Source organism: Pseudomonas lutea (genome assembly GCF_000759445.1).
In the GTDB taxonomy this organism is placed as follows: Bacteria; Pseudomonadota; Gammaproteobacteria; order Pseudomonadales; family Pseudomonadaceae; genus Aquipseudomonas; species Aquipseudomonas lutea.
Window position 1 is genome coordinate 1,084,074 of the sequence record NZ_JRMB01000002.1, and the last position, 19,032, is coordinate 1,103,105.

11 protein-coding genes are annotated in these 19,032 nt (G+C 57.6%); 8 read left to right on the top strand and 3 right to left on the bottom strand.

Annotation, left to right across the window (positions count from 1 at the left end; genetic code table 11):
• Positions 1 to 386 precede the first annotated feature (386 nt).
• Positions 387 to 3,080 carry an autotransporter outer membrane beta-barrel domain-containing protein gene (locus tag LT42_RS17145; protein WP_160176723.1) on the bottom strand — a complete coding sequence of 898 codons (2,694 nt, stop codon included), beginning with the start codon at positions 3,078 to 3,080 and terminating at the stop codon, positions 387 to 389.
• Between the two features lie 438 nt (positions 3,081 to 3,518).
• On the opposite strand from LT42_RS17145, the gene LT42_RS17150 reads away from it, so the two are divergent.
• The 4 genes from LT42_RS17150 (at position 3,519) to LT42_RS17165 (ending at position 13,031) form a co-directional block, all read left to right on the top strand.
• On the top strand, positions 3,519 to 6,305 hold the full coding sequence (locus LT42_RS17150) for a hypothetical protein (RefSeq protein ID WP_037015465.1): 2,787 nt from the start codon (positions 3,519 to 3,521) through the stop codon (positions 6,303 to 6,305).
• A gap of 127 nt (positions 6,306 to 6,432) precedes the next feature.
• A complete protein-coding gene (locus LT42_RS17155) occupies positions 6,433 to 8,721 on the top strand; it encodes a hypothetical protein (RefSeq protein WP_152597689.1) in 2,289 nt (762 codons plus the stop codon).
• Entirely contained in the window at positions 8,718 to 10,727 is a 2,010-nt protein-coding gene (locus LT42_RS17160) for a hypothetical protein (protein WP_037015469.1), read from the top strand. The genes LT42_RS17155 and LT42_RS17160 overlap by 4 nt, the downstream gene beginning before the upstream one ends.
• A gap of 123 nt (positions 10,728 to 10,850) precedes the next feature.
• Positions 10,851 to 13,031: a hypothetical protein gene (locus LT42_RS17165; RefSeq protein WP_037015472.1), complete on the top strand. Its 2,181-nt coding sequence runs from the start codon at positions 10,851 to 10,853 to the stop codon at positions 13,029 to 13,031.
• A gap of 95 nt (positions 13,032 to 13,126) precedes the next feature.
• On the opposite strand, the gene LT42_RS17170 is transcribed toward LT42_RS17165, so the two are convergent.
• Together LT42_RS17170 and LT42_RS17175 are read right to left on the bottom strand one after the other, a co-directional pair.
• On the bottom strand, positions 13,127 to 13,927 hold the full coding sequence (locus LT42_RS17170) for an AraC family transcriptional regulator (RefSeq protein WP_037015475.1): 801 nt from the start codon (positions 13,925 to 13,927) through the stop codon (positions 13,127 to 13,129).
• Between the two features lie 132 nt (positions 13,928 to 14,059).
• Positions 14,060 to 15,337 (bottom strand): acetyl-CoA C-acetyltransferase, encoded by a 1,278-nt coding sequence (locus LT42_RS17175; RefSeq protein WP_037015478.1) that lies wholly within the window; start codon positions 15,335 to 15,337, stop codon positions 14,060 to 14,062.
• A 117-nt stretch (positions 15,338 to 15,454) separates the two neighbouring features.
• Between LT42_RS17175 and LT42_RS17180 the strand changes: the two genes are divergently transcribed.
• The 4 genes from LT42_RS17180 (at position 15,455) to LT42_RS17195 (ending at position 19,013) form a co-directional block, all read left to right on the top strand.
• Positions 15,455 to 16,810 (top strand): 3-oxoacyl-ACP reductase, encoded by a 1,356-nt coding sequence (locus LT42_RS17180; protein WP_037015481.1) that lies wholly within the window; start codon positions 15,455 to 15,457, stop codon positions 16,808 to 16,810.
• Positions 16,811 to 16,894: 84 nt separating this feature from the next.
• Positions 16,895 to 17,752 (top strand): MaoC/PaaZ C-terminal domain-containing protein, encoded by an 858-nt coding sequence (locus LT42_RS17185; RefSeq protein ID WP_037015484.1) that lies wholly within the window; start codon positions 16,895 to 16,897, stop codon positions 17,750 to 17,752.
• Between the two features lie 209 nt (positions 17,753 to 17,961).
• A complete protein-coding gene (locus tag LT42_RS17190) occupies positions 17,962 to 18,267 on the top strand; it encodes a MazG-like family protein (protein WP_037015486.1) in 306 nt (101 codons plus the stop codon).
• Positions 18,264 to 19,013, top strand: a complete 750-nt coding sequence (locus LT42_RS17195) for a methyltransferase (protein ID WP_037015488.1) — start codon at positions 18,264 to 18,266, stop codon at positions 19,011 to 19,013. Before LT42_RS17190 ends, LT42_RS17195 begins: the two co-directional genes overlap by 4 nt.
• Positions 19,014 to 19,032: the final 19 nt, after the last annotated feature.

Below are 19,032 nucleotides of genomic sequence, written 5' to 3' on the forward strand. Positions count from 1 at the left end.
CCCCCCGGTGTTAGGACAAGTCGCGCGTTATCCAGCTGCCAGTCTTGGGGGGTATCGGCGTCACGTACTGTGGCCCCACTGCCTGGGCCAAGGTAGCTGGCCCATATCCCTTCGCTCGTGAGCGCAGTCCCCAGAAAAACAGCGACGGACCAGGGCGCAGCTCGCTTAAATATTCGTTCGGAATTCATCAAACAGTTCCTTCCCTTCATGCACAACGATGTGCGGTTTCAAAGGGAGGCCATTTGATAGGAGAGCTTCGCAAATTTCGGCAAGAAAGGTCCCACAGTTATGTAGGACATTTCCTAAACAATCTTATCTTGATACACAAATTGTCGAAGGGCCGAAAAGTTTCCCCCGCCGGAGACGCAAACGCGCCAAGCAGCGCATCACCACGAGTATCGCAATCCGACATTCATACCCCAGGGTTGCTCGATATTTTCGCCACGGCTGTAGTCCACATCAGCATGGAGCTGCAACACATTATTGAGTTGAAGGGCCATGCCCGCGCCCACCTCACCGCGGCTGCCGGACAGATCGTCGCTGAAGGTTGTGCGATTGACCCTGACTTCGTTGTTGCGTGCGAACTCATGGGCAGCAGCGACTTTCAAATAAGGCTGGACGAATCCTCCCCCGTTCAACGGAATATTTTTGCCCAAGTGGATTCCCGCTTTGGCAATCAATGAATCGGCTTTGTTGCTGCGTGCCTCCAGTCCGTTATCAAGTCCGTAATCCTTTCCCTGTACCCACAGGGCCGAGACCTGTGCGAACGGTTCGACAAACCAGTCCTCGGCAAACTTGATGTGTTTACCCACCTCGACTGAGCCGCCGACGCCGTAATTTTGATAATCGCCCTTCGACTTTTCGCCGTCGCTCATGCGCACATCCGCTTTGTTCTGGAAGCGGTTGGCCTTGATTAGCGCGTCAACGTAGTAGCCACTTGTCGACAGCCAGGTGCTGTACACACCCAGATAATAACTCTGGACCCGACCGTCGCTGCCTCGCTGCAAGTCGAGAGCCGATTCGCTGTAACCACCCATCACCCCTAGCAGCCACTGCCCGTCCACTTGAGAGACCGGGGTGTCAATGCCGAACGAAATGCCAGACTGGTTCTGTGTGTAATTGACCTGGTCGGTTGCAGAGACCCTGTATCTGTTTCCATAGGTTCGCGCCCAGACGCCGCCCTGATCGCGCCCGTTGCGCAGTTCCCCCATGCGGCTGCGCAACGTAGCAGTCTCGCCGTACCAGACGGTGGGAGCGGCACTGAACACTCCGATGACAGCGCGCGCCGACGGCGAGATGATCGGCTTGCCAGGATCGACTGGCGGTTCGCCTCCGCCCCCTTCGCCTGGATCCACCGGTGGCTCACCGCCCCCGCCATTTCCCGGATCCACCGGTGGCTCGCCACCCCCGCCATTCCCCGGATCCACCGGTGGCTCACCGCCCCCGCCATTTCCCGGATCCACCGGTGGCTCACCGCCGCCGGTAGTCGCTTGGGCGAGAAACCACTCGCTGCCTCGTTTCTCCAGCTTGTAGACAAACGTCCCTACATCGACCTGACCGCCCGGGACAGAGAACGCCGCATTGCCCCCTCCCGAGTGCACAACCTTCTGCGCGTAGTCCTCCTGAATGGGCTCTACACCCGTATTCTGGATACGCAGCGCATACGCGCCATCGGCGTTGCCCGTCACGTTGACCAAGTCACTGAGGTGTCCGGCCAGGTCCGTTCCCATCGCGAACGTGCCGCTGCCCACAAGGCTGCTGGCGTTTAGCGTGCGAAAGCCTTGGCCGCCCGTCCGCATGTTTACCGTGCCGCCAGCCAACGTCAGATCGCCCACTGAGGAGTCGTTGACCATGTTGAATGTGGAGGTTCCGTCCACGCTCAACCGTTGCCCCTGAACCACTGTGCCGGTCAGTTGCGAACCGTTATTCAGAGCGATGGAAACCGGCGTGACAGCGTCCTGCACCACTTCGCCGGTCATTGTGCTGCCATCAAGGTCAAGGCTACCGATGTTGCTTAGTGTGCCGGTGAGGTTCGCACCATTGGTCATGGCAACCCTCGCGGCTGATCCACTGCGCTCGGTCACGTTGCCCGTCATGGTGCTCTTGCTGAGGTCCAGGCTTGCGATGTCGGACATGGACCCTGCGAATGTCGAGTTGTCTGCCATGACCACCGCAGTCGGTGAACCAGGCAATGCGATGATGTTGCCGGTCATGGCGGCGGCATTCATGTTCAGCGTGTTGATATTGGTCATGTCGCCGATGAAAGCAGCGTTGTTACGCAACGTGATGTCGGCGAGCGAGCCCTGGACGACATTGACATTACCAATGAGTCGGCTGTCATCGGCAACAAAGTTCACGTTCGATGCCCGAGATGCCGTCGCCGCCTGCCCAACCTCGAGAATCACTCCATTGCCGCTATTAAGCGTGGAGCCGTTCTGCACGGTGACCGTAGCGTTGGTCACCGTGCCGACGACCGTTCCGATCAGAATCGCACTGCCGGAGGTGCCTGTAAGCGTGGTCCCATCCAGGGTGAGCGAGGGGGTGATTCGGCCGCCGTTGTCCGTCGTCAGAACCGCGCCCCGGTTACTGCCGGTGGCCGTCCCCCCTTGCAGCGATAACGATCCACCAATAACCGTCAGCCCTACGCCATCGGCGATGACGCCCCCGGCCCCGCTGCCGCTGCTCGTCACTTGGGTGTTGATCAGTGTGGCCGTGCTGTTGCCCACGACATTGACGCCTCGGCCAATGCCGCTGATTGAGCTGTTGGTGACGCTGGCAGTCGACCCGCCTCCTGCACCGGAGGTCAGACGGTTGACCGACAGGCCGATATCGTTGGCCGATGAAATGGTTGAATCGTTAATCACGCCGTTGCTGATGAACAGGTTGACACCGGGCGCATTGGGGCGTGTGGCAGGGTCAATCGCCGAGACCGAGCCACCGTTGAGATTCAGCGTTGATCCTCCCTGAGCGCTGATCCCTTGAGTTGCCCCACCCGGATTGACCAGGAGAGTGGCGCCATCAAGCGTCCAGAACGTCACGGGTGTGCCGGCATTGACGACACCTGTTGTACCCGGACTCAAAGTTGCTGCGCTTGCGCAATGGCCAACCGCCAGTCCAAACAACATGAGAACAGGAAAAACGTCAGTTTTGAATCCATTGCGCACCATCGTGACTCTCCCTGTCTACTTGAGTCGTGCATAAGAAGTGGACGATCCCTGAAAATGTTGAGTGCAGTCATGAACGCTTAATGATGATCAACAAACACTCCGTCAAAGAGTATGCAGCATTTCGTTATTTAGCCCGGCCGTTCTCGGCAGTTTTAAAAATCATTCGAAATAACCGTTACTTCGAATGGTTCTAAACGAGCCGCTAGTCCGGCAACATATTGATCTTATTACTTTCAGTGATCTTCACCCATCGCCCGTGAACTGCACTGTCACTTATGACAGCAGACAGCCTCTTGCAAACCCAACATCCTGTGGACGGCATTCACGCCATATCGTCAAAGGGAGTTGGACATGCGAAACATCACTAGTTATCAGTCGGACATTGAGCCGGGTGCGGAACGCGCCCTCCTGCAATTGTCCGTGCCTCATAGAGACGACACTCATAGAATTCCGCTGGAGTTTCTGGAGGCAGACCTCGAGGTGAGAATCCCCGATAGCGAAGACATCCTTGTCGGCCATTTTCTGGAACTGTATGTAAGAAATACCCCCCTCGGAAACCCCCGCCAGGTGACCGTTGTCGATAAACAAGCCGCCGAGGGCAACCCCGATTTCTACTACTCAATGAGCATCGCTAAAGCGCTTTTCCCGTCAGAGGGTACAAGCGTGACGTTCAGCGTGGACTACTCCGCGGCGCCAGCGAGCGAACAAGCCTTATCCAACCTGCCGCTGGAAGTGATTCTTGACCGAGAACCGCCAGGTGGAGAGACGCTTCCCTACTTGAACTTCACTCCCGAGCAACTCGCCGGCATCGCGCAGAGCGACCTGACGGGCGATTATCTCGAAGTCTCGGCACCTTTCTGGTATGGCAAGCTCGTCGGGGATGTTCTCACGCCATGGCTAGGCACGTCCGAGACGGAAGGTATGCTGATCACGGACAGTGAAGTCGAGGTTCAACGCGTCGAAGATACTGTCATCGCTCGCTTCCCCAAGTCTCTGCTGCTGAGCAACGGTGATGTCCCTCAATATTTCGCATATAAACTGCGAGACGCGTTGGGGAACAAGTCCGAGGTGGCACGTAGCCGCAAGATTGACGTGTCATTGACCCGCTCACGGCCTAAAGCAAACGAGCGCTTCAGGAAAACCGGTCGCGCAGCGGTCGATAGCGACATCGGCACACTTGCTGCCTCCCTGCTCCCCCCACTCCAACCGCCGGCCACGATCTTTCCAGACGGCATTCTTCCTGTCGCGTTACTGGCTGCGGACCTTCAGATCCGTATCCCAAACCTGGTTCCCGAGTTTCCGGAGCGTGCGGTCATTCAGTTGTACCGTGTGGACGAAGGCGGAACGACGACGAAGCTCGGAACGGAACGCCTTATTTTCGAGAGCGAGTCAGAAGATGGCACCTTCGTGTTCGAGCTGGCAATTCCTGTAGCAGATTTTCCTAAGGCCGGCACAACGCCATGGAAACTCGACTACAGCGTTTTTGACCCGCTTTCGGGCGGAGGGCCGCTGTCGGGCAAGCCAGTAACAGTGGTTTTCGACCTCGAAGCCCCAGGCGGAGAGTCGGCTGAGGCCATGCCAGTGCTGGAGTTCACCCCGGAGCAACTGTCAGGTATTACCCTGGCAGATGTCGTCGGCGATGCCATCCCGGTCATCCTGCCCGCCTGGTTTTTGAGCGACGGGTTGGATGTGGCTGAACTGTGGCTGAGCGACACTCCGGCCGAAAACGACACTAAATACCTTGCCAACACTTTTGAGCTGCCCGAAGGAGATAAAGGCAAAGCATTGGCTGTGGCGTTCCAGGTCGCGGACATCGAGCCACTGGGCAACAAAGAACTTTACTTTGCCTATCGGCTAAGGGACAAGGCCGGCAATATCAGCACGCGTTCGAACCCCATCAAAATTGAAGTACTCCTGAACAAACCCCCAAAGGATCTTTTTGCTCCTGTAGTACCAGACTATGTCGACCACGGCGTCGTGACCCAGAAAGACGCGGCGGAACTGGTGGAAGTCGAAATACCGGATTACACCAATGCAGCAGAAGGCGACAGGATCTACGTGATATGGGGCGCAACGAGAATGCCGCCCGTGCCGCTGCTTGGTACTGACCTCAACCCCACTCCACCCGCCCCGTTAAAGGTGATCAAACTGCCTTATGCGGACGTTCTGACCGAAGGAAGCGGCTCCGCTAAAGAAGTGAAATATGAGGTATGGCGCGGAAGTGTGAACGCTGCCACCTCTCCCTCAACCACCGTCGACGTGAATCTGGACAGCCCAGGTCCGGGTCCGGACCCAGATCCAGGAACGCCTTGGCATGAAAACCTCGAGCCACTGGTGGTCGTCAGTGACAGCGGTAACGGCTCTGGCGGTGATAACGTGATTCCACCTGGAGACTTCAACAAGGAAGCTGTTGCCACTATTCCCCATCTCGGCAAGAACGGGCAGCCAATCTGGAAGGTCAATGATCGGGTGCAAGTCAGTTGGGATGGAACACTGGTTGGAACGCCCTTCCCCATTATCAATGCAAATGAAAACCAAGATGCGAAAATCGCGATTCAGGCGGGGACGGTGGGCGCCTCGACAGGCCTCAAAAACGTCTTTTATGTCGTCAGCCGAGACCTGCTCCCAAGCACTACTGAGGTGGCAACAGCAGAATCCGAACCGACGCCGGTCGATGTGCAATCACCAGGCTTACTGCCAGGGGACGGCTCGTTAGCGAAGGTAATATTCACCGAAGAGAATCCTGCGCTGAACGTGGTGAACCGGACGACAGGCGGGCTGGACGGAACGCCTGTCCGAATTACGTTGAAGGATGTGACCAACATTGCCAAGGATGACCTCATCGACTTGAGGTTTGTGGGTCGCAATAGTCTGACTGATCCAACGGCTGCAGAAATCCCCGGGACTGAACTTGTTGTCACAGACCACAAGATCACCCAGCAGGAAATGGACAGAGGCTATTACGAACTTGATATTCCGTATAACCCCTATCTGCAGAAAATCTGCCGCAATGGCTGCACAGTGGATTACTCCATTACTAATGGCGTCGGCACCCCAGTCGATGCGGAGCAGAAGTTTATCCGAATCGTGCTGGATCAGCCTGGGTCGATTGGGGTTTGTGAGATCAACCCAACATAACCGGCCAGGTTTGCGCCAGGAACACCTGTAACTCTGGCGCACTTGAATCTTCCTGCAAAAGAGCTCGCAAGGGCTCTGTTGCAGGAAGACTTACTTCAGAACTGTTCGCTCTTCAAGGACGGGTGATATGACGACTTTAAAGCACAGTAATGTTTCGCCCACCTCATCTGGCATATTGGTGCTTAATCCATTAATTATTCCCGCGATGGATTACGGATCTGTCAGGCCTGGCTTGGGCTGGGATGACTTAAACGACCCCAGCAGACCCGTACTTATGCAGGTTCAATTAAACATCCAGGCCTATGCACCGGGCAACTTTGTCACGCTCTATTGGAACGGCATAGCTGTACAGACCTTCATATTGGAGGAATTTCATTTTCAAAACAGCTTCATGGCGTTCAGCGTTTATTCTATCTCGATCACCGAACCCAGCGGTGAAGTGTATTACACCGTATATGATCAAGTCAGCGGCTCAACTGAACCGTCTACCAAACGAACGGTGCTCGTTAAACTGTCCGTGCCCGGCGGCCCTGATACCGACACCGCAACGCCTTACCTTAATGATCGACTGGCCGCAGCCAGCATTTCGCCCCCAGGTAATATTACTGACCCGGATACACCGGTGAGCGTCACCATCGCGCCATGGGACAACATGGCAGTAGGCGACGAACTCACGGTCATCTGGAATGGCATTCGTCTCAAACAGCCTCCATTGACCGCCACGCAGGTTAATCAGAAGCAGATCATTGTTATCTCAAAAGATACGCTCATTGCAGCAGGCGACGGCAGCCCAGTGACCGTGAATTATGAGATCAGGGACATCGTCAACAATTACTCGCTCGTGTCCCGAGCGGCTTCGGTCAATGTCATCGTTGATCCGAACGCTCCACCCGCACCGTTCGTCAAAATGGACGGCGAATGGGTGACCGAGATCGATCTCGACATGCTCGGCAATGAAGATGTTCAGGTCGAAATCCCCCACGACAATGGCATGCCTGCTCCCGGTGACTCGATCACACTGATCTGGACTGGCAGGACAGCGGACGGCACAGAAAAAAAAGTGGTGTTGGGACCGATTGACTACCCGAGCGGAGGGCGCAATCTTGAATTCAATGTCGACAATGCAGAGATCGTCGCCATTGCCGGAGGTGGGGCAGTTGCCAACTATTTGGTAGAGCCGAAAGCAGGGAACGCCAAAACGTCGAAAAGTACGACGGTGACTGTCATCGGCACCCCGGTGCAACTTGCCGCGCCTTTCATTCCGGGGGTTATTGGCGGCACGCTCGACCCAGGGGCGATCGGTGACCCAGTGATGGTGCGCATTCCTGTCTACACCGGCAAGGCGCCGGACGATGAAATCTACCTTTCGTGGGAGGGCCTGACTGAAGCCGGTAACCCACTCGTCTACACGGACGTCTACACCGTGCAGACCGGCGAAGAAAATTCCGTAACCGATATGGAGGTTCCCCAAAGCATGCTCACCCCTCTGGCGGGTGGGTCGTTACGCGTCAGCTATCGCGTGAAGCTCATAGCGACGGGCACCCTGCTGCAGTCGACTGCTACCGAGTACAAGGTAGGCGCCGGCCTGTTGCTTCCGCTTCCGACAGTAACGAATGCACCTGATGACATATTCGACCCAGTCGCCAGCCCCGACGGCTCATCGGTGCATGTGGACGGTAGGGCTGCCGCGTTGAAAAAGCGTGATGTGGTAACCCTCTACTGGACGGGACCGGTTCAGGAAGGCAGCGCCTCGCAACCGTTCACCGTTTACGCCGATAACCAGTCCATTAATTGGACAATCCCGATCGAATTGATCGTTCCGAGCCGCGGCCAAACCGTCGACGTATTTTATGAAGTGGCTCGCGCCGCAGGCGGCAGTGAGAAATCGCAGACTCGAACACTCAGCATTATTGAGTCAATGCCCAAGGTCATCACTGATGACTTCTCCACGCGGACAGGCACGATGATCTCGGCCGGCGGAACGCTCAGCACTGCTTACACTACGATCAGTTTTGTCTCGGGCAACGGGCAAATCGGCTTTCCCATGCGTGACGCCGTACCACCTGATGGTGAGATCTCATTAAAACTGCCGTTGCTTCATGTCTGCTACCAACATCCGGTAAACAACCCCGGCACTCAGATCGTTTTGATCGACTTGAAACGTGATTGCAGCAAGGTCGAGTGTGATGTGTATGGCGCAGGCACTGGGAGCGGCCGAAACACCACCGTCACCCTGCTGAATGCGGCCCAGGCTGCCGTCGAAACGGTCGTACTGCCTGCCGTCACAAATCAGCACTTTAGCTCTACAGCCGCACAACCCATTCATTACATACAAATTACCGGCGCCACTGACTGGACGCTCTGGGACAACATCACGATGACAACCCAGAACCTTGCAAGGAGCAAAAGAAGATGACAACTACCACTGTAACCTCTGAACAACTGGCCCAACTGAAAACAGCACTCGAGAATGCCGTTTCGGGGAAAGCCGGTGTGCAAAGCGCAAGCTATCCCGCTCCCAAAGTTAAACCCGTCAACTCGTTAGGAGTACTAGAGCCCGATACCAACGATGCGGTGAACAACACCTACATCGTTATTGATCCAGCACCGACTGCGACCTCAGTGGTCAGCTTTTACTGGAATGGCGATTACACCATACCTGCCGAGACCTCCGACGTTTCGCCGATGATGGTGAAGGTTCCGCCCGCGTTGGTCATTGCTGCGGCGAACAAGACGATTGCTGTGATATACGCCGTTGTAGGACCTGATGATCCTCAAGGGGTGGCGTCGAGCCCGCTGTCCCTCGTCGTCGGCAAGTACACCGAGCCTGCTTATCCAAAGCCTGTTATTACACAAGCGCAAGCCGGTGATCCTTATCCACTACTTGACGTTAGTAAACTAACTGCAAACGCCAATGTCACTGTTCAACCCTGGACGGGCATTGCAGTGGGTCAAATGTTGTGGCTGAACGCAGTGTCAAGTCCACCGATCAAATTGACCAAATGGCAGGGCTTCAGGATTACTTCCACGGGTGTGCAATCGACTGTTATCGGGCTTGCTGCCCTGCAAACGCTTGACCACGATACGGACCTGACGTTGAAGCTCGAAGTTTCTTTCGATGACGGCGCTACAAAAAAACCATTCCCGCTCACCACCTACAAAATCATCAATGCCAAAGATCTAGACCTGCCCGCGCCTGTCGTAAAAGAAGCAAGCGGCGGCGTGTTGAACCCTATGGCTGCCTTGAGCGGCGCGACGGCGACGGTAGCCTATGCCGATATGCTGTTAACCGACAGCATTACGCTTATATGGAACGGCGATAAAACGTCAATTGGCGCGGCGTCGGGTAATGCCGCTAAAAGCGTCGACTTCAATGTGTCCGTGAATCTAATCGCGGCAGCGATGGGCAAAAGTATCGAGGTGAGTTACGAGGTCACCCGCGACGGGAAAGTGCTGCCGTCGAGGAAGCTGACGCTGAGTATCGGTACGTTGTCGGAAGCAGATCTAGGCCAGTCCAAACCGGTTATCGTCGAAGCAAACGGCACAACCGTTGTGGACTTGAATACATTCACAGGCGATGCACACATCACGGTCGCCAAGTGGCCGCTGGCAGCAGTGGGGCAACGCGTCTGGCTGACGGTCTATGGGCCAACCGGGGCGCCTCTTGCGCAGTTACTCACCGGGTTTGCGATTACTGGCGCGGACGGGCTCAACGGCATCGACCGAACGCTGGCGCGTGCGCAACTTGAAAGTTTGTCAGCCGGGCCCACCGTCAGGGTTGAGATCAAGGTCACTTTTGATGGGAGCACTGTTGAAGCAGGTGCCATTCGCTTCCCGGAATCTGTTTATTCAATTGTCCCTGTCATCGTCATTCCACCGTTGACAATAGATGCATCAGTGCTAGTTCTCAGCGGCCGCATGGTGCGCTTCGGGGGTACTCCCACCACTCCTCCGCCGGGCACCTCGGCGACCCGGGTCGCATCTGGTGGCGTTCCGCCCTATAAATACTCGGTCGAGCCCTACGCCGTGAACATAAACGCGACTACCGGGGAAGTCATTGCCTTCAGAGATGGCCAAGGCACGGTGACCGTAACCGATGACAGCGGGCAAACGGCCCAGTACGTCATTAGCGTTTCAAATGTGCTTGATATTGACGGCTGGACTGGGGATCAGACGTACGACACTGCCACTAACTTAGCCGCCAGATACGGCGGGCGGTTGCCGACGCTGGAGGAGTGGCGTTTCTTCCGTGCCGCTTACAACGGTGCGCCGCGAATCGAAAATGGAAGCGGGCATGCATGGACCAGCACCTCTGCCGGAGGAGATAACTATTACACGATAAGCCCTAACACCGGAGCCGAAGCTACTATTAGCAGCCGAGGAATCGCAAAGGGATGGGCCATCCTTCGACGCTTGATATAAGGGATGGTAAGAGACGCCTGCCTCACTGTGGGAGCGACCGATATACATGATCGGCACCACTGACTGGACGCTCTGGGACAACATCACGATGACAACCCAGAACCTTGCAAGGAGCAAAAGAAGATGACAACTACCACTGTAACCTCTGAACAACTGGCCCAACTGAAAACAGCACTCGAGAATGCCGTTTCGGGGAAAGCCGGTGTGCAAAGCGCAAGCTATCCCGCTCCCAAAGTTAAACCCGTCAACTCGTTAGGAGTACTAGAGCCCGATACCAACGATGCGGTGAACAACACCTACATCGTTATTGATCCAGCACCGACTGCGACCTCAGTGGTCAGCTTTTACTGGAATGGCGATTACACCATACCTGCCGAGACCTCCGACGTTTCGCCGATGTGGGTGAAGGTTCCGCCCGCGTTGGTCATTGCTGCGGCGAACAAGACGATTGCTGTGATATACGCCGTTGTAGGACCTGATGATCCTCAAGGGGTGGCGTCGAGCCCGCTGTCCCTCGTCGTCGGCAAGTACACCGAGCCTGCTTATCCAAAGCCTGTTATTAAACAAGCGCAAGCCGGTGATCCTTATCCACTACTTGACGTTAGTAAACTAACTGCAAACGCCAATGTCACTGTTCTACCCTGGACGGGCATTGCAGTGGGTCAAATGTTGTGGCTGAACGCAGTGTCAAGTCCACCGATCAAATTGACCAAATGGCAGGGCTTCAGGATTACTTCCACGGGTGTGCAATCGACCGTTATCGGGCTTGCTGCGCTGAAAACGCTCAAAAACGATTCGAGCCTGACGCTGAAGCTCGAAGTCTCATTCGATGGCGGGCTGACTAAAACACCCTTCCCGCACTCAACCTACAAGATCATCAATGCCAAAGAGCTGGATTTACCGGCGCCGGTTGTAGAAGGGGCAAGCAACGGCGTGCTGAATCCTATCAATGTTCTGAACGGCGCGAAGGCGACGGTGGCCTATACCGATATGCTGTTAACCGACAGCATTACGCTTATATGGAACGGCGATAAAACGTCAATTGGCGCGGCGTCGGGTAATACCGCTAAAAGCGTCGACTTCAATGTGCCCGTGAATCTAATCGCGGCAGCGATGGGCAAAAGTATCGAGGTGAGTTACGAGGTCACCCGCGACGGGAAAGTGCTACCGTCGAGGAAGCTGACGCTGAGTATCGGTACGTTGTCGGAAGCAGATCTAGGCCAGTCCAAACCGGTTATCACCGAGGCAAACGGCACGACACTGGATCTGAACACGTTCACCGGTGACGCACATATAACAGTTTCCAAGTGGCCGTTGGCGGCGGTCGGGCAGCGGGTGTGGCTAACGGTCTATGGGCCAGCTGGAGATCCTCTTGCGCAGTTACTTGCCGGGTTTCCGATTACCGACGCTGACGGGCTCAACGGTATTGCCCGTGCCCTCGCCCGCGCATTACTGCAGGGTCTGGCTGCAGGCGCCACCATTAAAGTAGAGATAAAGGTCACGTTCGACGGAAGCACGAATGAAACCGATGCCATTCGTTTCCCGGAGTCTGTCTATTCGGTGGTCCAACAAGTCGTACAGGTCAAACCGACCATCACATCGGTCGTCGACGCGTATGGCTACGGTATATCGAACGGAGGCATGACTTACGCAAGCTCGGGCAGAACCTCTGGCAGGGGTACACCTTCGGGTTCGATCGAGCTGTATGACGGGAACGCCTTTATTAGATCCGTACCTGTGGACGGCAACGGTCAGTGGAGCACTGAGTGGGGTGCGTACGCCGCACCTACCGCTCATTCATTTACTGCAAGAAACCCGGGGGGAGGGCTGAGCTCCAACGCGTGGACTTTCCGCATTGAAGTAACTCTTGTGCGAGACCATACCAGCTTTGAAAACAACTCACTGAATGGCTGGCAATACGGGTCGATCGTGTCTCCCAATGGCGCCGGTTTTGGCGGATCTTATCCAAGTAGCTATTGGTATAACGTGACGGGTGGCGGCAGCACACACGCCGGCGTCGTGATGACTAAGACTTTAAACAATATGAAAGTGGGGGCCTTATACGAAGTTGGTATGTGGGCGAATCGTATCGGTACTGCATACGCAGCACCGGTTCTGTCGTGCGGTACAAGCCAAGGCGAAACTTCGGGACCTGTCACCCTGACCCAAAGCGGTGTGGCAATAACTCGCAATTTTATAGCGCACTCGAACACTATGATCTTTAACATCAAAAGCCATGTTGCGACCGATCTGGGTAACGATTATGCGATTCACGGCATCGACGTAACATACGTCTCCGGCTAGGTTATATCGCGTGCCGACGCCCCGGCGGCCTTTGGGCGATCCACTTCAGGGATCGCCCAGCGGAGCAGACAATTGTTATTACCGAGCACCGCGCGTTAAAACAACTCCCCCGGCGTAAACCCAAACAACCCCTTGAACGCCGCAATAAACGCCGACGTCGAGTCATACCCGCACGCCAGCGCCGCAGTGGTGACGCTGGCACCCTCCTCCAGCGCATTCAATGAAGCCAGCAACCGCGCCCTTTGCCGCCAGCCCCGAAAACTCAAGCCGGTTTCGCGCTGAAAAAGTCGCATCAGGGTCTTCTCGGAGACGTTCAGCCTCTGCGCCCACTCGCCGAGGGTGGTGGTCTGACTTGGCTGTTCAATGAGTTCGTAGCAGAGGGAAAGCAGACGAGGATGGCGGGGCAACGGTAACGAAAACCCGACTTCCGCCAGCGTCGCCAGTTGATCCAGCAGCACCTGCACCAAACGGCTCTCGGGGCTGTCTCCTTGGGGGTAATCCGGTGGAAGGAGGCAAAACCTTTTAATCAATTCCCGCGCCAATGGGGTGACTTCAAGCACTCGGCAACGCGCCGGCGCCCAGACACAATCGTCTCGACGCACATACAGGCTGCGCATCTCAGCGCGGGCCGAGGTGATGATCTCGTGATCAAGGCCGGGAGGAATCCACACGCCCCACTGAGGCGGCGCAAAGAAACTGCCCTGCTCGGTATGAACGCCCAATACACCGCTGATTGCGTATGAGAACTGCACCCAGTCATGACGGTGAGTCGGTGTCCACGAGCCCGCACCCAGGCTTTCGGCCCGGGCGTGAAGCGGGCGCAATAGATGGGAAAGCGCTGGAATGACGCGCCGGGTGTCTGCGGGACGCGATAGGAGGTGAGGATTGTTCGCCATGAGCAGGCCTTGCTTTAGTGAGGCCGCAGTTTACGTAATCCAATCGCCGCACAGGTCAGTGGATAGCCTATGTGACACATCGAGATGTCCGAAAACATCGACACTGTCGAATCGCTACCCTGGACCTTGCGCTCATCGCTCCAGAATCGCCGTCACACCTTGACCGCCCGCCGCGCAGATAGAGATCAACCCGCGTCCTCCCCCTTTCTTGCTCAACAACTTCGCCAGATTCGCCACGATCCGCCCACCCGTCGCAGCAAACGGATGCCCCGCCGCCAGCGAGCTGCCTTTCACGTTCAGCTTGCTGCGGTCAATCGACCCCAACGCCGCATCAAGCCCCAAGCGTGTTTTGCAGTAATCCGGATCCTCCCACGCCTTCAACGTACACAGCACTTGTGCGGCGAAGGCTTCATGGATTTCGTAGTAATCGAAGTCTTGCAGCGTCAGGCCGTTACGAGCCAACAGCCGGGGGACGGCATAGACAGGCGCCATCAGCAGACCTTCATTACCGCGCACGAAATCCACCGCCGCCGCCTCGCCGTCGCGCCAGTACGCGAGAATCGGCAGCCCGCGCTCCTTTGCCCACTCCTCGCTGGCAAGCAGCACCAGCGAGGCGCCGTCGGTAAGCGGTGTTGAGTTGCCCGCCGTCAGCGTGCCTTTGGCGCTGCGTTCGTAAGCGGCCTTGAGTGAAGCCAGCTTTTCCAGACTCGCATCGGTGCGCAGATTGTTGTCCCGCGTCAGACCGAAGAACGGCGTGAGCAGATCGTCCTGCCAGCCTTCCGCGTACGCCGCGGCCATTTTCTGGTGACTTTCCAGCGTCAATTGGTCTTGTGCCTCGCGGGGGATGTTCCAGGTCTGGGCCATCAATTCGCAGTGCTGGCCCATCGACAAGCCGGTGCGCGGTTCGCCGTTGCGCGGAAGCTCAGGTTTCAGGTTATGGAGGCGCAATTGCGTCAGGGCTTTGAGTTTGTCGGCCGTGGTTTTGCTGCGGTTCACCTGCAACAGGATCTGCCGCAGGTCTTCGTTAACGCCAATAGGGGCATCAGACGTGGTGTCGACGCCGCCGGCGATGCCGCATTCGATCTGGCCAAGGGCGATCTTGTTTGCCACCAACAGCGCTGCTTCAAGCCCGGTGCCGCAGGCTTGTTGAATATCGTAAGCCGGAGTTTGCGGCGACAGCCTCGAGCCGAGCACGCATTCGCGGGTGAGGTTGAAATCACGGGAGTGCTTGAGCACCGCGCCCGCAGCCACTTCCCCCATGCGCAGGCCATGCAGATTGAAACGTTCGATCAGACCCTCCAGCGCAGCGGTCAGCATTTCCTGATTGCTGGCCGTGGCATACGCGCCGTTGGAGCGAGCGAACGGAATGCGATTGCCGCCGACAATGGCCACGCGTCGTATCTGAATCATCGAAATCTCCCTGCCGTGAATGCGTCTATCGTTAGAAAAGCGCTGCCTGACAGCGTAGGACCTATTACCCACCCGTGCGGTCCATTGCTTCGAACCCCGACTCAAGGAGAGTGTTCCATGGCATCCGATCGCTACATTGACTTCGTCAACTCCGACCTCGGCCGCAAGCTGGTCGGCGCCGTCGGCTTGCCTGCCCCCGCACACTTGGAACGCTGGCAGGCGGGGCGTCTGCGTCCGGTTGAAGGGGCGCTGCTGCTGAGCTCCGGGCCACTGGCCGACCGTGTGACTGGTTTCGCCCCGCGCCTCACTGACGTGCTGTTGAGCATGGGCGGCGACGTCACCGGCGCCCACCCTTGGAATGCGGAGCAAGGCACGAAGATCAAAGCCGTGGTGTTCGATGCCAGCGCATTGCTACACACCTCCCAGTTGAAGCAGTTGCGCGAATTCTTTCAGCCGATCCTGCGCCATCTGGACAACAGCGCGCACGTCGTCATTCTTGCGCGCAACCCCGACGCGCAAACCGATCCGTTGGCCGCCAGTACACAACAGGCCATTGAAGGCTTCAGCCGCTCGCTGGCCAAGGAAATGCGCAACGGCGGCACGGTCCAACTGTTACAGATCGAGGATGGCGCCGAGGATCAGCTCGAAGGTGCGCTGCGCTTTTTCCTGTCGCCCAAGAGTGCATTCATCTCCGGTCAGGTCATCCGCCTCAGTGCCTGCGCTCGGCAGGTTCAGGACTGGACACGCCCTTTGGCCGGGCGCAAAGCGCTGGTGACGGGCGCAGCGCGGGGTATCGGCGCGGCCATCGCCGAAACATTGGCGCGCGACGGTGCCGAAGTAGTGCTGCTGGATGTGCCTCAAGCCAAATCGGACCTGGACGCCCTCGCTGCACGCCTTGGCGACCAGTCCTTGGTCCTGGATATCTGCGCTCCCGATGCAGCCATGCAATTGATGGAACACCTGCCGAACGGGCTGGATATCGTCGTTCATAACGCCGGCATCACGCGGGACAAGACACTGGCGAACATGCCGGCCGACTTGTGGGACTCAGTGCTCGACGTCAACCTCAATGCCCCGCAAATTCTCACTCAAGCTCTGATCGACAGCGGCGCGCTGCACGACAATGGCAGCGTGATTCTGCTGGCGTCGATCAGCGGGCTGGCCGGCAATCGCGGGCAAACCAACTACACCACCAGCAAGGCCGGGTTGATCGGCTTCGCCCGGGCCATGGCGCCGACGCTCAAAGCTCGGGGCATCAGCATCAACGCCGTGGCGCCGGGGTTCATCGAGACCAGCATGACGGCGCACATGCCGTTTGCCATTCGTGAAGCGGGCAGGCGCATGAGCTCCCTGGGCCAGGGCGGCCAACCGCAGGATGTGGCCGAAGCAGTGGCCTGGCTCGGGCAACCGGGCTCAGGCGCCGTGAGCGGCCAAGTACTGCGCGTGTGCGGGCAAAGCGTTCTTGGGGCCTGAGCGGGTTTCCAAGACGAGCGATTGAACAGCCGCCCGGTCGACCTGAACCGGGCCTGATTGCAGCATGTCCTCTGGAGAAACTCGATGAGTGTGCATTGGCGGTATCTGGACACGCCTCCGGCCCTGCCCGGCCTGTTCATGCAAGCAGCGTTGCGGCGCAAGGTCAGTGGCACCCAATTGCCGGATCAAGGGCTGCGGTGCTGGATGTCGGTGGATCCCGACAAGGTCAAGGCGTTTGCCCACGTGTGTGGCTTCGTCCCCGGTAGTCTGCTGCCGCCAACCTATCCGCATGTGCTGGCTTTCCCGCTGCAGATGAAGCTGCTGACCGACAAAGACTTCCCCTTCCCGTTGCTTGGGCTGGTACATCTGCACAACCGAATCAGCATTCGCCGCCCGCTTGGCAACGTGATCAAGGCGCAGGTCAGCGTGCGCGTCGGTCATCTCCAACCTCATGCAAAGGGTGCGACGTTTGGCGTTATCACACAGGTCGAAGATGCGCTGGGCCTGCTGTGGGAGGAACAGAGCACGATGCTCTGCCGAGGCGTCCACATCGAAGGCGAGATCGAAGAGGCTGACGAGCCCGCGCCGTTGCCAATGACGGAACTGGCGACCTGGTCCGCACCCGCGGACATCGGCCGCCAGTACGCCAAGGTCAGCGGCGATTACAACCCGATCCACCTGAGCGACAGCAGCGCGAAACTGTTTGGTTTTCCTAAAGCGATTGCCCACGGGCTGTGGATGAAAAGCCGGGTGCTGGCAGCGCTTGAAGATCATCTGCCGCCGGCAAATGTTCAAGTCTCGGTGGGATTTCACAAGCCGGTGCGGCTGCCCAGCGGGGTGACGTTGTCTGCCAGCGCAGCGGGGGCGCACGGGCAATTCAGGGTTGAGGGAGAGGAAGGGATCGTGCATATGGTGGGGAGCTGGCGGCCGGCTTCGGAGTGATGGCTGCGCTTGGGCCATCACTTTTGCGATATGGCATCTGCCGCTTTCCCGGCTAAAGCCGGTCCCACCAAGTACGCCAACTGTAGGACCGGCTTCACCCGGGAATCGACGCACCGCCGTAGCGGGTATTAAACCTGAGTCCCGGAGCATCGCGACCTCTTGCGCCAATCCCTCATCCCCCTGAAGCTACGCACCTTCAGGAGACCCCCATGAACCTTGATGAACTCACGCAACGCCTGCATCGCATCCGCGACAACAACGACTGGCGGCAATTTCACAGCCCGAAAAACCTGGCCATGGCGGCCAGCGTCGAAATGGCCGAGCTGGTGGAGATCTTCCAGTGGAAGACCGAGGAGCAATCTCGTCAGCTGCCTGCTGATGAGTTGGCGCACGCCGGGCAGGAAGTGGGCGACATCGTGCTCTACCTGCTGTTGTTGTGCAGCGAGTTGGGTCTGGACATGAACGAAGTCGTACGCGCAAAACTGGTGGACGGCGAACGGCGGTTCAGCAAATGAGTGACCGTCACTTCGATCACCTAGCGACGCGTTTCGCTGAAAAGATTTACGGCGGTGCCAAAGGGGCGATTCGCCTCGCGGTGCTTCAGGCTGATCTGACCGAGAGCCTGCCGCAGCGACCCTTGCGCGTGCTGGACATTGGCGCGGGGCTGGGTCACATGTCGTTGTGGCTCGCGGAGCGCGGCCATGATGTCACCCTCGCTGAGCCTGCGGCGCCCATGCTCGAAGGCGCCCGTCAGCGTTTTGCCGACGCCGGTCAGAGCGCCACGTTCATCCAGGCGCCGTGGCAGGACCTGAACGAGCAACTGGCCGAGCCGTATGATTTGGTGCTGTGCCATGCTGTGCTGGAATGGCTCGCCGAACCCTTCACGATCCTCCCGGTTTTGCGCCAACTGACCAAGCCCGACGGCTTGCTGTCATTGGCCTTCTACAACCGCGACGCGCTGATTTACCGCAACCTGCTCAAGGGCCATTTTCGCAAGATGCGCAAGAACACCCTGGCCGGCGAAAAACAGAGCCTGACGCCTCAGGAGCCACTTGATCCACGCGAATTGGCGGCGCAACTTGGCGCAATGTGGCGAGTCGAAACCCAGAGCGGCGTTCGTGTTTTCCACGACTACATGCCGATCGATTTCCAGAAGAAAGCCGAACTGACGGACCTGCTCGAAATGGAACTCGCGCACCGCCGCCACCCGGCATTCGCCGGACTGGGACGTTATCTGCACTGGATGTGCCGGGCTGTATGACCCACGCTGCTTAACACAC

What these genes read in the sequence shown, in the direction of transcription:
- LT42_RS17175 (WP_037015478.1), bottom strand. Translation starts at nt 15,337, where the DNA reads ATGATTCAGATACGACGCGTGGCCATTGTCGGCGGCAATCGCATTCCG.
- LT42_RS17150 (WP_037015465.1), top strand. Translation starts at nt 3,519, where the DNA reads ATGCGAAACATCACTAGTTATCAGTCGGACATTGAGCCGGGTGCGGAA.
- LT42_RS17180 (WP_037015481.1), top strand. Translation starts at nt 15,455, where the DNA reads ATGGCATCCGATCGCTACATTGACTTCGTCAACTCCGACCTCGGCCGC.
- LT42_RS17185 (WP_037015484.1), top strand. Translation starts at nt 16,895, where the DNA reads ATGAGTGTGCATTGGCGGTATCTGGACACGCCTCCGGCCCTGCCCGGC.
- LT42_RS17170 (WP_037015475.1), bottom strand. Translation starts at nt 13,927, where the DNA reads ATGGCGAACAATCCTCACCTCCTATCGCGTCCCGCAGACACCCGGCGC.
- LT42_RS17165 (WP_037015472.1), top strand. Translation starts at nt 10,851, where the DNA reads ATGACAACTACCACTGTAACCTCTGAACAACTGGCCCAACTGAAAACA.
- LT42_RS17195 (WP_037015488.1), top strand. Translation starts at nt 18,264, where the DNA reads ATGAGTGACCGTCACTTCGATCACCTAGCGACGCGTTTCGCTGAAAAG.
- LT42_RS17190 (WP_037015486.1), top strand. Translation starts at nt 17,962, where the DNA reads ATGAACCTTGATGAACTCACGCAACGCCTGCATCGCATCCGCGACAAC.
- LT42_RS17155 (WP_152597689.1), top strand. Translation starts at nt 6,433, where the DNA reads ATGACGACTTTAAAGCACAGTAATGTTTCGCCCACCTCATCTGGCATA.
- LT42_RS17160 (WP_037015469.1), top strand. Translation starts at nt 8,718, where the DNA reads ATGACAACTACCACTGTAACCTCTGAACAACTGGCCCAACTGAAAACA.